This window comes from uncultured Aquitalea sp. (genome assembly GCF_945957525.1).
In the GTDB taxonomy this organism is placed as follows: Bacteria; Pseudomonadota; Gammaproteobacteria; order Burkholderiales; family Chromobacteriaceae; genus Aquitalea.
Map to the genome: position 1 here is coordinate 68,933 of NZ_CAMFLA010000010.1, position 13,818 is coordinate 82,750.

The 13,818-nt window shown below is 59.3% G+C and carries 12 protein-coding genes; 9 read left to right on the forward strand and 3 right to left on the reverse strand.

The window, feature by feature from the left end:
* The first annotated feature begins 164 nt into the window (after positions 1-164).
* From mauJ to Q0P52_RS11335, 6 genes are all read left to right on the forward strand, one after another.
* Positions 165-1,529, forward strand: coding sequence for a methylamine utilization protein MauJ (gene mauJ, locus Q0P52_RS11310; protein WP_293762346.1), 1,365 nt, complete (start codon positions 165-167; stop codon positions 1,527-1,529).
* A gap of 585 nt (positions 1,530-2,114) precedes the next feature.
* Positions 2,115-3,104 (forward strand): ParA family protein, encoded by a 990-nt coding sequence (locus Q0P52_RS11315; protein ID WP_293762343.1) that lies wholly within the window; start codon positions 2,115-2,117, stop codon positions 3,102-3,104.
* Positions 3,105-3,866: 762 nt separating this feature from the next.
* Positions 3,867-4,640: a hypothetical protein gene (locus tag Q0P52_RS11320; protein WP_293762341.1), complete on the forward strand. Its 774-nt coding sequence runs from the start codon at positions 3,867-3,869 to the stop codon at positions 4,638-4,640.
* Between the two features lie 210 nt (positions 4,641-4,850).
* Entirely contained in the window at positions 4,851-5,051 is a 201-nt protein-coding gene (locus Q0P52_RS11325) for a hypothetical protein (RefSeq protein ID WP_293762338.1), read from the forward strand.
* A 120-nt stretch (positions 5,052-5,171) separates the two neighbouring features.
* Positions 5,172-5,966, forward strand: coding sequence for an alpha/beta hydrolase (locus Q0P52_RS11330; protein WP_293762336.1), 795 nt, complete (start codon positions 5,172-5,174; stop codon positions 5,964-5,966).
* A gap of 2 nt (positions 5,967-5,968) precedes the next feature.
* Positions 5,969-6,571, forward strand: coding sequence for a GNAT family N-acetyltransferase (locus Q0P52_RS11335; protein WP_293813713.1), 603 nt, complete (start codon positions 5,969-5,971; stop codon positions 6,569-6,571).
* Positions 6,572-6,579: 8 nt separating this feature from the next.
* On the opposite strand, the gene Q0P52_RS11340 is transcribed toward Q0P52_RS11335, so the two are convergent.
* Positions 6,580-8,805 (reverse strand): EAL domain-containing protein, encoded by a 2,226-nt coding sequence (locus Q0P52_RS11340; RefSeq protein WP_293762330.1) that lies wholly within the window; start codon positions 8,803-8,805, stop codon positions 6,580-6,582.
* A 503-nt stretch (positions 8,806-9,308) separates the two neighbouring features.
* Here Q0P52_RS11340 and Q0P52_RS11345 point away from each other — a divergent pair.
* The 3 genes from Q0P52_RS11345 (at position 9,309) to alkB (ending at position 12,220) form a co-directional block, all read left to right on the forward strand.
* The gene (locus Q0P52_RS11345) at positions 9,309-10,337 is read left to right on the forward strand and encodes a porin (RefSeq protein ID WP_293762327.1); all 1,029 of its coding nucleotides are present in this window, start codon (positions 9,309-9,311) and stop codon (positions 10,335-10,337) included.
* Positions 10,338-10,499: 162 nt separating this feature from the next.
* The gene (ada, locus tag Q0P52_RS11350; protein WP_293762326.1) at positions 10,500-11,576 is read left to right on the forward strand and encodes a bifunctional DNA-binding transcriptional regulator/O6-methylguanine-DNA methyltransferase Ada; all 1,077 of its coding nucleotides are present in this window, start codon (positions 10,500-10,502) and stop codon (positions 11,574-11,576) included.
* Positions 11,573-12,220, forward strand: coding sequence for a DNA oxidative demethylase AlkB (gene alkB, locus Q0P52_RS11355; protein WP_293762325.1), 648 nt, complete (start codon positions 11,573-11,575; stop codon positions 12,218-12,220). The genes ada and alkB overlap by 4 nt, the downstream gene beginning before the upstream one ends.
* Before the next feature lie 45 nt (positions 12,221-12,265).
* Here alkB and Q0P52_RS11360 read toward each other — a convergent pair whose 3' ends face one another.
* Complete coding sequence (locus Q0P52_RS11360) at positions 12,266-13,492, reverse strand: beta-ketoacyl-[acyl-carrier-protein] synthase family protein (RefSeq protein ID WP_293762324.1); 1,227 nt, start codon at positions 13,490-13,492, stop codon at positions 12,266-12,268.
* Positions 13,489-13,728, reverse strand: a complete 240-nt coding sequence (locus Q0P52_RS11365) for an acyl carrier protein (protein WP_293762323.1) — start codon at positions 13,726-13,728, stop codon at positions 13,489-13,491. Before Q0P52_RS11365 ends, Q0P52_RS11360 begins: the two co-directional genes overlap by 4 nt.
* Positions 13,729-13,818: the final 90 nt, after the last annotated feature.

Below are 13,818 nucleotides of genomic sequence, written 5' to 3' on the forward strand. Positions count from 1 at the left end.
TTCTTCTACAAAACCACTTCATTGATGACTTACATGTAGCTGATTTCTTTGAAATTAGTCGCTGAAATCAGTCAGGTAGATACGATCCGTTTTTTGTAGAATGCCAATTGGATCACCCTACCCTACTTGACCTTTGAACTCTCTACTCGAGGATGCGAATAATATTGGGCACGGCTAAATTCAAGACTCCTTACATTCCGCATTACTTCAAAGATAAGGCTCAGGAGTTCATCGGCAATCGCCTTGGGTGGTTTACCGCAGGAGTCTCCTCGTCCATCGCATGGCCACAAGAGGATGTTCTTGTTGTCTACGACGGAACAGAGTTCTTGTTGCGTGGTTGTGCGGTAGGTGGCAAGCAGGAACCGCCCTGCATCAGCACTCCTTGCCCTAGTGACAACTTCGACGATGCCTTTGCCCGAATACTTCGATTTGTGTCAGTTCTGGGCTGGTTTAAAGGTGGCTATGTTGATGTGTCGGGCTACACATGGAGTACCCATCCTATTCGCTATGGCCACCTACAAAACTCCTTCACAACTATGACTCAGGGTGGTCCACATTGCTTCGACTGTACCTACATGCCCATCATCGAGGACGACCGGGTCCGCAAAGCGCTGGCGTTTTGTAGGGAAGGTCGCAGACTAAGGTATGCGCACGAGGCGTACTCATTCCTGAGTTTTTTCAAGGTGCTGGAATCGCAGTTCAAGAAAAAGGAAGCAAAAGATAGAGTTGCTTGGATCGAACGCAATCTCGACAAACTAGATGGTCATGCAGCAAAGCGCGTCGCCGAATTACGATCTCAAGGTGTCAACGTGAGCAAGCATCTCTTCGACTCAGGACGCTGCGCGGTGGCGCATGCCAGCCTTGATGGGGACATTGTTGACCCCGACATTCCAGCAGACCGCAGGCAAATCGGCGCAGATCTTGACATCATCGAAGGCTTAGCCAATCGGTATCTCGCTGAGGAAGTCTGCGTGCCCACAGAGATGACGGTCTACCGCACGCGTGACAGATTGGAACCTTGGTACCCCCTGATGGATGCTGATGGACTGGTGAAGCTGAAGGCTGGCGAGGAAATCACTGACGCAGCTGAGCTTGGGCAATTGGCGGGTGCCAAAGTCACTGTTCGACTTTGGCCGCGTGAGCCTGATGAGAACCTTAAGGACATGACCATAATTCCTTTCGAATCTGGGCCTAGCCTAGTGAAGTTCTACGCCGTTAATCAGCGAGAAACAATTCTCCTGACATTCGGCCTAGATGCAAACGAAACACGTATGCATGCGCTACTTGATGAAGGAGGAATAACCGAACAGACCAATGAACTCACAGAGGATGAGGTTGCCACATACACCCGCTACTTGCACAGCGTGGTGGGTAATGCGCAAGTTGAACTGTTGATTGATGGTGTCGAACCAGTCCGCTGTGAAATCATCATCCCCACGAACATCTTCCCACGCAACCCAGAAGAGGCCGTGCTAGAGTCGGTTGAAGCCTTTCGGCACAAACGAGGACACCAAAAATCCCAAGCCTAAATTCCTTGCCAGACCCTTCTACAAAATTTAGCGCACCCACGCAAAATAAGGCAGAAATAGGTAGCAAAGGTGGTATTTTGTAGAATGAAAATTGAGATAACAACCTGATTCTGTTGAATTTGCAACCAAACTCGAAATCAGGCGTAGGTGCGAGCCTACCGAGGGTTCGAATCCCTCCCTCTCCGCCAGACCACACATCTAAGCCCTTGAGAAATCAAGGGCTTTTTTGCTTTTCCCGCTCCAGGAAACGCCGGTTTCCGTCCCTAATTCCGTTCTACAAAATCTACAAATGTTCTACAAAAACTGTTCGTAGCCACCATTCAAGGCATTGATTTTCAAGAAATTGTTACCTGAAAATCAGTCAGGAGCATGCATCAGGCACAGACAACAAGAAAAATCAATCCTTTGCATGCATCCAATCACCCGCCCTTAAGTTCAAATCAGTCATGCCAATGCGCCATCATGGCAGCTCTCGGCCAGCAGTAGTCATTCCTAGAATTTGTGGTTAATAGAAGGCCGCCCCATGATGTCTTATTCGTTTTTGGTGCTAAGCTTGCGCTTGTCATTAACATGCAAGGAGCGTCGATGCACACCCTAACCTTCTTCAACCACAAAGGAGGGGTCGGCAAGACTACCCTCACGCTAAATGTCGCAGATATGTTGGTGGATCTTGGACTACGTGTCTTGATGATCGATGCTGACCCACAGTGCAACCTGACATCGTTTTACTTGACTGAAGACGAGCTTGACACCCTCCTTGGCGAATCAGACGACGTCAACGGAGGAACGTTGTGGTCAGCCATTAAGCCAGTCGTAGATGGTAAAGGCCCCATCAAACAAATCGATGCATACGAGATTAGGTCGGGCCTATACCTGTGCCCAGGTGACGTACTACTTGCTGATTACGAGGAAGAACTTCCCGCAGCCTGGACCGGTTCTTTTGCGCGCAAGGAGCGAGACTATGACGTCATGTGCGCGCTGTCCCGAGCAGTACGAGAGATGGGGGAACGCTACAACGTCGACATCGTCATGTATGACATAGGACCAAATGTCGGGCCACTGAACCGCGCAGTTCTGCTTGACTCGGATTTCTTTGCTACGCCTGTTGCGGCAGACTTATTTTCACTCCGAGCCCTGTCAACCGTGGGACGATCCGCCACACGCTGGATCACCGATTGGAAGACTATTCGCGGCCTAGCAACACCCGACAACCAGAAAACACTATTGCACGGCAACCCCGTCTACCTCGGCTACATTACTTCGGCCTACAAGGTCTCTTCTGGTAGAAGCTCCACTCGCCCACACGAGTATTGGGAGAGCAAAATTGCGCCACGCGTAAGTACGCGAGTTGTCAGCGCACTCCATACGATCGATCCCGCTCTTGTTCCGTTCTCCTCGAACAAGCTGGCTTCAATCAAAGACTTTCACAGTCTCTCGCCTCAGGCTCAAGACTTCGGCTTGGCAATTGGGAAGCTGCGCGGCAAGGTGAACTCCGGATACAACGCCCAGGTGGCAGAAGCCGCCGACGAATTCCTTGGGTTGGCCAACGAGATTAGGAGCCGGATGAACGTGTAAAACCTGGCTAGACGTGTATTAGAGAATACCGGACGTACATTCTTTGAGCACGATCTGGCTCTGATCAGGTATCGACCAGACAACAAAAAAGCCAACCGGACTCGGTTGGCTTTTCTTTTTTGTCCGATATGGCGCTGGTCAAGTATCGCGATGAAAAGCCACTCTACTCAGACATCGGCCATTGCGGCCTCGATGCTGTGCACACTCTCTCACTCGTTAACATCTACTTCTTCATGCGGGCGTGTACTGAATTTTGTGTAAACGGACATTTGGCAGGAAACTGCCACCTAGTCTGGAGACACAATGAGTTCGAAGAAACACGACGTACCTGACACACTACTGGATAGCTTGCTGGCCGACTACCAGAAGCCCGAAGACCTCATCGGCAAGAGCTGCCTGTCCACTAGTGGGTGGAAAACAACTGGATTACACAGAATTATGGACAGGCTCCTAGTAGCTGCCCAAAGAAAAGCCCTAAACCTTCTAATATTTTCCCCAGAAGCCAGCTATAGCGTGGCTTTCATGGCTATTATTTTCGTTTTTATTAGAAGGTAAAGCACCTCAAGTCTTTGAAATTGTTGCATTTTCAACCAAACTCGAAATCAGGCGTAGGTGCGAGCCTACCGAGGGTTCGAATCCCGCCCTCGCCAGACCACGCAACTAAGCCCTTGAGAAATCAAGGGCTTTTTTGTTTACCCCGGTCTAACCTCTTGTACTGCCATCCCGCCTGCGCGCTACCGGATTTGCCTGTATCCTGCTCCGATGAATTTGCTTGTCTTCAAACTGATCGTCACTCCTCTGTTACTGCTGTGCGCCACGCTGGCGGTAAGGCGCAGGGGGGAAGCGTTGGGTGGTTTCATGGTGGGTTTGCCGCTCACCTCCGGGCCGATCTCCGCTTTTCTGGCCCTTGAGCACGGACAGGACTTTGCCAGACAGGCCACTACAGGTTCCTTGACTGCCACGGTGGCGCAAGCCGGCTTCTGCCTGACCTACTGCAAACTGGCCCGGCGCGGTTGTTTGCCGGCGCTGGGCGGGGCATGCCTGGCATTCACAGCCATAGCGCTGCTGCTGCGCGCTAGCGGTGTGGGTCAGACGGCCTTGTTTGTCATGTCGGCGGCGGCGGTATCTCTGGCCTTGCGGTTCATTCCCAGGCAGCTGGCCGGCATAGGTGGGGCTGCATCGCCTTGGTGGGATTTGCCCGCCCGCATGGTGCTGATTGCCGGACTGGTGGCCGGCGTCACCGGCCTTGCGCCCTTGTTGGGGCCGGATTTCAGCGGCGTGCTGGCGTCCTTCCCCTTTATGGCCATCATCCTGACGGTGTTCGCCCATCGCGCTTCCGGCCACGCCGCAGCGTGTGCGGTGATGCGCGGCATGGCTGCCAGTTTGTTCGGTTTTGCCTGTTTCTTCTACGTGACCTGCCTGACGCTGGGCTGCCTTGAGTTGCCGCTGGTCTACGGCAGCGCCACGCTTTGCGCGCTCTGCACCCAATGCCTGTCACTGCGCCGTTTGAGCGCAGTCGGGACCGCGCGCGCCTGACTTCGCGCCCGGCATCTGTACAGCCCAGCCCGCGCCCATGAATGCGAGCTGAACGCCATGCGATGTCAAGAAACGTAAATGTCATTAATTCCCATCTGGCCTATACTGCCGGAACGCGACGAACGGTCGCTGGCTGGCCTGCTGGAAATGGCGGCATTGACTCCGCCCCGCGCGCACCGGCACAACAATGACACAGCAAAGGAACGGATCATGCTCATCGGCGCACTGGGATCCTTCATGAACACTGTCGGCTCGGCGGCCCTGAGTGCCGCCTCCGCCGTGGCGGAAGATGCGGCGGCGCTGGTGGAGACGCATCCCACCGCCGCGCTGATTGGCGCCGGCGTGCTGGCTTACGAAGCCTACAACAACAATCCGGCGCATCTGGGCAACCTTATTGATACGCTGATCTGACACCACTCCAATTTGTGTTGCACGCCACGCCAGCGGCGTTTTGCATTTTGGCGCATCGCGGCTTGCGCATGACGTCACTATTGCCTACCCTAGCCTTTGCCTTTTATTCCGGATCCGGCAATGGCCACCCCCTCCGTGCGGGATCACCGCATCAATACCCCTCTGGGCGAAGCGCATGCGCGCCAATGGCTGACGGTTGATGCCGCCGGCAAGGCGCCTGTGCTCTTGCTGCACGATTCACTGGGCTGCACGGCGCTCTGGCGGCAATTGCCCCTCTTGCTGGCGCAAGCCAGCGGGCGCAGCGTCATCAGCTATGATCGCCCGGGCTTCGGCCAGTCCGCGCCGCGCACGGCCCCGCCCTCCTTGGAGTTCGTCGCAGAAGAAGCAGAGCAGGTGTTGCCGGCGCTGCTCGCTCACTTTGCGCTGGAGCGCTTCATCGCCATGGGGCACAGCGTAGGCGGCGGCATGGCCGTGCATTGCGCCGCCCGCTATCCCGCCAACTGCGAGGGCCTGATCACTCTTGCCGCCCAGGCATTTGTCGAGCCGCGCACGCGTGAGGGGATTGCCGAAGCCAAGCGCCAGTTTGACGACCCGGCGCACTTTGCGCGGCTGGCCCACTATCACGGCGACAGGGCGCGCTGGGTGCTGGACGCCTGGACGGCATCCTGGCTGTCGCCCGGTTTTGACGATTGGTCGCTGGATGCGACTTTGCCGGCGGTACGTTGCCCTGCGTTGGTGATTCATGGCAAGGAAGACGAATACGGCTCCACCGCGCAAGCGCAGCGCATCGCCAGTCTGCTGGGCGGCCCGTCCCGGCTCTGGCTGCTGGACGGCACAGGCCATGTGCCGCACCGCGAGCAGGAGGCCTTGGTCCTGGACGGCATCGTCCGCTTTCTGGCCGCCTTGCCGGCATGAGCATGCAGTCCCATCAGGATGACAAGCTGCCGGCCTCCGGCTGGCCCGGCGTGGCAGTCCGCGTGCTGACATCTGCGGATATCGCCTTGCTGCAGGGTTTCTTTGACGCCAACCCCGCATACTTTCTCACCGTATTCGGTCGACCGGCCCTACTGGACGAAGCCGCGCAAGAATTCCACGAACGGCCGCCTGCCAGTCTGCCCTTCGGCCAACATTGGCTGTTGGCTTATCTGGATCAGGGCGGCTCGTTGATTGGCGTGGCCTGCGTGCTGTCCGATCTGCCTGCCCCCGCCATCTGGCACATCAGCCTGTTCATGTTGGCCGAAGCGCTGCATGGCAGCGGCGCAGCGCAAGCCATGCATGCGGCGCTGGCGGACTGGGCCTGTGCGCGAGGCGCACAATGGCTGCGACTGGGCGTGGTAGAGGGCAATGCCAGAGGCAAGCGCTTCTGGCTGCGACAGGGATATCTGCCGGCGCGCCAGCGACACGGCATAGAGATGGGCGGGCAGACTCATAGTCTGACTGTGATGTGCAAGCCGCTGACCGGCGGCGATATCGCCGGCTACTACGCGCTGGCGGCGCGAGACAGGCCCGACGGCGACTGAAACTGGCCTCAGTCCCGCACAGGCCACGCCGCCAGTAAGACGGCAAACTCACCGGCCGGCAAGGGGCGGGAATAGTGATAGCCCTGTACTGCGTCGCAGCCAGTAGCGCGCAGGCTGTCCAGCACGGCCTGATCTTCCACGCCCTCCGCAATGGTAAACAGGTTGAGCGTGTGGCCCATCTGCACAATGGCGGTGACAATGGCGGCGGCGTCGCTGTCGCTGGCCATGTCGCGCACGAAAGATTGGTCGATCTTGAGGCTGTCCACGCGAAATTGCTTGAGGTAGGCAAGGCTGGAATAGCCGGTGCCGAAATCGTCGATGGACAAGCGCAGGCCCAGCGCCTTGAGGCGGGCGATCAGCGCCGGCATGCGCTCCATATCATGCAACAGCGCCGATTCGGTCAGCTCGATTTCCAGCCAGCGACTCTCCAGCCCGCTGTCCGCCAGCGCACGCGCGATGGTGTCTTCGATATTGCCGCGCCTTAGTTGCACGGCGGAAAGATTCACCGCCACCATCAGCGGCGGCAGCCCGGCAGCCTGCCAGGCAGCTGCCTGACGGCAGGCTTCGGCCAACACCCACTCGCCCAGAGGCACGATGGCGCCGGTCTGCTCGGCCAGCGGAATGAAGGCGGCCGGCGACATCATCCCGCGCGATGGATGCCGCCAGCGCACCAGCGCCTCCGCGCCGATCAGCCGGCCGCTCGCCAGATCCACTTGCGGCTGGTAATGCAACACCAGCTGTCCGGCACCGATGGCTTCGCGCAGTTCGTGCGACAGGCTGAGATGCTCCAGACTGTTGCCGTCCATGTGCGGCTCGTAAAAACACCAGACGTTGCGTCCCATTGCCTTGGCGGCGTCGCGCGCCTTGCCGGCCCTGGGCGTCAGCGCATCCACGTGATCGCCATCGCGAGGACAACGCGCCACCCCCAGCGAGCAGGACAGCGACAGCGGCCGGCCGTCCAGCAATATGGGCATGGCAACCAGTTCCTGCAGCTTTTGCAGCCGTGACTCCAGCGCCTGCCCATCTTCCAGCATCATGCCCAGCAGAAACTCGTCCCCTCCCTGCCGGCAGGCGATGTCCACCTCGGCACAGGCGGTAATGCGCTTGGCCACTTCCACCAGCAGGCTGTCGCCGGCGGCATGCCCCAGCGAATCGTTCAGCAGCTTAAAATGATCGATGTCCAGCGTCACCAGCGCCGCGTCGGCCCCAGTGGCAGCGGCCTGACGCAACAAGGCGGCAAAGCGTTCGCGAAACTGCTGTCGATTGGGCAGGCCGGTGAGCGCGTCGTGGGTGGAAAGAAAGCTGATGCGCTGCTCGGCATGCTTGCGCTCCGAAAGGTCGCTGAAAATGCCGATGTAGTGGCTGATCACGCCGTCGTCATTGCGCACGGCGGTGATGTTCAACCACTCAGGAAATATTTCACCGTTGCGGCGCCGGTTCCATATTTCACCGCGCCAGTGACCCGCGCTGGCCAACTGGCGCCACATGTCTTCATAGAAGCCGGGCGCATGACGGCCCGAGGAAAAGATGCGCGGCTGACGCCCGATGACGTCTTCTTCGGCAAACCCCATCAGACGGCATAGCGCCTGATTCACATAGAGGATGTCGGTGAGCGCATCGGTAATGAGGATGCCTTCTTCGCTGCCCTTGAACACCTGCTCGAACAATTTGAGCGAGGCTTCCGATTGCTTGCGCTCCAGTGCAATGCCCACCAGCGCGGCGCCGATCTCCAGCAGTTTGCGATGGAAGGGCGCAGGCTGGCGGTGCTCGAAACTGGACAAGGCAAAACTGCCCACCACCTCGCCCTGGGCAGAAAACACCGGCATGGACCAGCAAGAGCAAAGATTGAAATCATGCGCGAGGTGGCGCAGGTCGCGCCAGCGCTCATCGGTGAAGGTGTTTTGCACGAATTGCGGCTGGCAACTGTAAACCGCGTTGCCGCAAGAGCCGGCATGCGGCCCCGGGCGCAAGCCGTTGAGGCGGGACGCGCTATCCGCCGGAATGCTGGGGGCGGCGTAAACATTGAGCGCCTGCCGGTTTTTATCCAACAGCATCACCGTGCCGACCGAATTGGGCAGCAGCTGTTCTTCCAGCTGACAGAGGCGGCTGATTACGCCATGCGCCTCCCCGCCCAGGGCCATCGCCTCCAGAATAATCTGCTGCACCTGCAGGATATGCACCTGCTCTTCACTGCTTAGCTCGCTGTACTCGCTACTGGCGATGGCTGCGCTCACCTTGATCATCCCGCTTCGGCCAACCTTGTTGTCCGGTTGGTCCGGTTGTCTGATTTGTTTTTATACGACGCTTATCGTCCTTTAAACGACATCTTACCGCAGCAGCCCGTTTGGAAAAGTGATTTCTGCACCGGCCTTGTGGTTTTTTACAACGAATGCAATGCATGTTGCACTGCAAAAATCAAGCTATCGCGGCAAAATTTCACCCCTTCGTAGCAACTTTCCAACAAGGCATTTTTCACAAGTAAAATGACAAAGACAAGCATTAAATACCCATCAAATTGGAAAAGCGAGCATTCTGCATTTACCAAATAAGTAGTTTTATTACTACACAAAAACCATGCTCAATGTAGTAACTTTACTACAAAAACATTTGTTGACCCGTTAACATCTGCTCACAAAAATGTCCGTGCCATGACAGCCATTTGACAACGCTGTAACACAGCAACAGAAATGGCTGCCAAGTAGCAAAACAACATAACGAGACAGTTCGGAGACAACAGATGCAACGCAAACTCATCGCCCTGGCCGTCATGGCGGCCGCCTCCCATGCCTATGCCGATACCGCCAGTGATTCCGGGGTCGTGATTTCCGGTTACGTGCGTGCCGGCGTCCTGGTGCAAAATGCCGCCGCCAACAGCGTTTGGGGCTATACCTCCACCCCTAGCGCTGTTTCCACCACCAACGTGGTAGGCCGCGCCAACATCAACTTCAACGGCACCGAAAACCTGGGCAACGGCCTGAGCGCCATCTGGCAGGTCAACAACCGCTTCTCCCCCACCGGCAGCAACTACAGTGAAAACGGCCTGCAGGCCAACGGCTTCGCCACTGACGACAGCTTCCTCGGCCTGAAGGGTGGCTTCGGCACCTTGCGCATGGGCAAGGGCACCGGCAACGTGGAAGACGGCAAGTTCGACTACAGCATCTGGGCAGGTCCGGACAACCGCCTGGGCTGGTTCGGCGGCGGCACAGGCAACAATATGGTGCGCTATGACCTGCCGGAAAACTTGGGCGGCTTCTATGGCTCGCTGCAATGGTCCACCGACGAAAACAAGACCAGCAGCTTCGGCGGCACCAACCGCACGGCAGTGCAAGCCGGCTTCGCCGGCAGCATCTGGACCATCTCCGGCAACTACGCGGTCGTCACCAACCAGACCAACCAATACGCGCTCAACCCGACCCACCTGGGCAGCAACAAGCAGATTCACCTCACCGCCAACGTCAAGCCGATCGACGCGCTGGAACTGGCCGTGGAATACCAGCGCAACAAACTGCCTGACGACAGCACCCAGACAGCCACCGCGCTGTACGCCTACTACACCCTCGGCAACACCCAGCTGGGCGTGCAAACCGGCGTGCGCAAGGACAACTCCCCGGGCCTAGTATCCGGCAACGAGAAGTTCGTCAACCTGCTGGTGCACTACAACTTCAGCAAGCACACCATGGGCTATATCGAAATCCTGAACGACAAGCCGCAAGACGGCGGCAGCAGCCGCAACGGCACCCTGGTGGGTCTGGTGAAAAACTTCTGATCATTTCAACGCGCCATTCCTTTCTGCGTTCGGCCTGCCCTCCCGGCAGGCCTTTTTCATGCCAGAATGGCCGCACTCCCCGGATTTGACCGCAAGCAGCGGCAAGACCATCCCGTTTGCCATCGCTAGGCTGGGAACCTCCAACACCACGGAGCGCGCGTCATGACCCTTACCCCACCCACCGCCGAAGACCCTCGCTGGCAACAAGTGCTGCAACGGGACCGCGCCGCCGACGGCCAGTTCTGGTATGCGGTAAGCACCACCGGCATCTACTGCCGCCCTTCCTGCCCTTCCCGTCACGCGAAACCGGAACATGTCCGCCTGTTCGACAAGGTGGAAAGCGCACGAGATGCCGGCTACCGCCCGTGCAAGCGCTGCAAACCGGACGATGCACCGCTGTGGCAACGCCAGCTGGCGCTGATTGAGCAAGCCTGCCGCCGCATTGAACAAGCGGAAACGCCGCCGCCGCTGGACAGCCTTGCGCAAGAGGCCGGCTTGAGCGCCTGGCACTTTCATCGCCTGTTCAAGGAGATCACCGGTCTCACCCCGCGCGCCTACGGACGCGCCGGTCGGGCGGAGCGCTTGCGCAGCCGCCTGCAAAGCGGCCGCAATGTCACCGAGGCAATGTACGATGCCGGCTATCAATCCAGCGGCCGCTTTTATGCCGAGGCCGAGTCCGTTCTGGGCATGCCGGCGCGGCAATACCGCGAGGGCGGGAAACGCAGCAGCATCCACTTTGCCCTCGCCCAATGCAGCCTGGGTTCGGTACTGGTGGCGCAAAGCCCGCTGGGCTTGTGCGCCATCTCGCTGGGTGATGACCCCGCCCTTCTGCTGGAGGAGCTGCAAGCGCGCTTTCCGCATGCCGAGCTGATTGGCGCCGACCCGGGCTTCGAAAGCACGGTGGCCCGCGTCATCGGCTTCATCGAGCGCCCTTCACTAGGGCTGGATCTGCCGCTGGACATTCGCGGCACGGCCTTCCAGCAACAGGTATGGGAGGCGCTGCGTCGCATCCCGCCAGGCGAAACCATCAGTTATGCGGAGCTGGCGCGACGCATCGGCAAACCCGCCGCCGTGCGTGCGGTAGGCAGCGCCTGCGGAGCCAACGCGCTGGCGGTGGCCATCCCCTGCCACCGGGTAGTGCGCACCGACGGCGACCTGTCAGGCTACCGCTGGGGCCTGCCGCGCAAGCGCGAGCTGCTGCTGCGCGAATCGGCGCAGAAAGAAGAAAGCACGCCATGATGGAGGATCTGTTCGCCAGCCAGACCGACAACCCGACGCCATTGCGGCTTGGGGAGGGCGTGATGCTGCTGCCAGGCTACGCCAGGCAACTGGCGGATGACTTGCTGGGCGACATTGATCTGCTCACCGTCACAGCCCCCTTCCGTCACATGCTGACGCCGGGCGGGCAGGCCATGTCGGTGGCAATGAGCAATTGCGGCGAATTAGGCTGGATCAGCGACCGGCGCGGCTACCGCTACAGCCCCATTGATCCGCATAGCGGCCTGCCCTGGCCCGCCATGCCCGCCCACTGGCGCGACTTGGCCGCCACTGCCGCCCAGCTGGCGGGCTTTGCCGGCTTCAACAGCAATGCCTGTCTGATCAACCGCTACGCGCCCGCTTGCCGCATGGGCTTGCATCAGGATCGGGACGAACGCGACTTCAATCACCCCATTGTCACCGTCTCGCTGGGCCTGCCGGCGCGCTTCCTGCTGGGCGGCATGACCCGCAGCGGCCCCACCAGCAAAATCCCCCTGCTGCATGGCGACGTGATTGTCTGGGGCGGCGTTGACCGCCTGCGTTTTCATGGCATCGCGCCCTTGGCCGAAGGCCTTCACCCGCGGGCCGGCGCGTACCGTCTCAGCCTCACTTTCCGACGGGCATGAAAAAACCCCGCTGCGCGGGGTTTTTTCATGATCAATGCCTTTGGCTCAGGCATCAAAGCGACGCAACACCAACGTGGCGTTGGTACCGCCGAAAGCAAAAGAATTACTGATGGCCGCGCACAGATCCGGCGCATCCACACCTTCGCGCACATGATTGACCGCGCACTCGTCATCCAGCTGCTCGCTATTGGCGGTGGGCGGTACGCGGCGCTGATGCAGAGCCAGTGTGGTGAGCAAGGCCTCCAGGGCGCCGGTGGCGCCAAGAAGATGGCCATGCACCGACTTGGTGGAGCTGACGCGCAAGCCCGGAGTACCTTCACCCCAGATCGCGTTCAATGCCGCGCACTCGACGCCGTCGCCCACTTTGGTGGCCGTGCCGTGAGCGTTGCAGTAGCCCACTTCTTCCGCCCCGATGCCAGCGTCGCGCAGCGCGGCGCGCATGGCGCGCTCCTGCCCGACGGCATCCGGCTTGGTAATGTGAGTGGCATCACAACGGTTGGCGTAGCCGTCCAGCGTGGCGTAAATACGCGCGCCGCGCGCCACGGCGGCATCCAGCCGTTCCAGTACGAAAAAGGCAGCGCCTTCGGCCAACACCAGCCCGGAACGACGCACGTCGTACGGACGGCAAGAGGCTTCCGGACGCTCCGCATCCGGCGTAGCCAGCACTTGCATGGATTGCCAAGCTCCGATGATACCGGGCATCAGCATGGCTTCCGTCCCGCCGGCGATGGCGCACTCCACCTCGCCGGAGCGGATGGCGCGCATGGCTTCGCCCAACGCAATGGCGGAGGACGCGCAAGCAACGGAATAGGTCATGCCGGGGCCGGTAATGCCCAGGCGCATGCTGATGTGGCCGGCCGGCGCATTGGCCATGCTGGCGATCACGGTAAGCGGCGAGATGCGGCTCTTATCCGCATAAAAACTCTGGAAACCCTTGTCCAGGCTGCCTGCGCCACCCATGCCGCAACCCACGTAAACGCCAACAGCGCTCTTGTCTTCCGGCAGGGTGATGCCTGCATCGTCCATCGCCATCAGGCTGGAGGCCACCGCCATCTGACTGACCTTGTCCAGACCGCTCAACTGCATGCGGTTGAACCACGGCGCCGGATCAAACGACACTTGCGCGCCGACGGTCGGCTTGGAACCGGCCAGCGATTCATCCAGCAAGGCGATGCCCGACTCGCCGGCCATGGCGCGCTCGAAAGCCTGGGCAGGATCGTTGCCCAGCGGCGAAATCAGCCCGAGGCCGGTAATGGCGACGCGATGACTCATTGTTTGGCCGCCAGGTGGCGGTCAACCAGATTGGCCAGCTCTTGCAGATTGGCCACATGCGCTTCGGCTTCGGGAATTTCCACGCTGAAGTGTTCTTCGATGGCGAACAGCAGTTCAATCTGACCCAGCGAATCCAGGCCGTACTCGGCCAGCGGACGCTCGGGGCTCAGTTCGTCGGCACTAACGCCGAACTTGCTGCTGATCACGGAATTGATTTGTTCAAGTGTTGTAGTCATCAAGGAAACCCTGATTGCGCCGATTCCCGTCTTGCCTTTGCCCGGGCCGGCGTCGTTGATTTGAGTTGAGGTGGGCGACCTGCATTTTAC

Bases quoted from the DNA above. Each gene is read 5' to 3' on its own strand.
- Q0P52_RS11315 (WP_293762343.1), top strand. From the start codon at position 2,115: ATGCACACCCTAACCTTCTTCAACCACAAAGGAGGGGTCGGCAAGACT.
- Q0P52_RS11320 (WP_293762341.1), top strand. From the start codon at position 3,867: ATGAATTTGCTTGTCTTCAAACTGATCGTCACTCCTCTGTTACTGCTG.
- Q0P52_RS11325 (WP_293762338.1), top strand. From the start codon at position 4,851: ATGCTCATCGGCGCACTGGGATCCTTCATGAACACTGTCGGCTCGGCG.
- Q0P52_RS11330 (WP_293762336.1), top strand. From the start codon at position 5,172: ATGGCCACCCCCTCCGTGCGGGATCACCGCATCAATACCCCTCTGGGC.
- Q0P52_RS11335 (WP_293813713.1), top strand. From the start codon at position 5,969: ATGCAGTCCCATCAGGATGACAAGCTGCCGGCCTCCGGCTGGCCCGGC.
- Q0P52_RS11345 (WP_293762327.1), top strand. From the start codon at position 9,309: ATGCAACGCAAACTCATCGCCCTGGCCGTCATGGCGGCCGCCTCCCAT.
- ada (WP_293762326.1), top strand. From the start codon at position 10,500: ATGACCCTTACCCCACCCACCGCCGAAGACCCTCGCTGGCAACAAGTG.
- alkB (WP_293762325.1), top strand. From the start codon at position 11,573: ATGATGGAGGATCTGTTCGCCAGCCAGACCGACAACCCGACGCCATTG.
- Q0P52_RS11360 (WP_293762324.1), bottom strand. From the start codon at position 13,492: ATGAGTCATCGCGTCGCCATTACCGGCCTCGGGCTGATTTCGCCGCTG.
- Q0P52_RS11365 (WP_293762323.1), bottom strand. From the start codon at position 13,728: ATGACTACAACACTTGAACAAATCAATTCCGTGATCAGCAGCAAGTTC.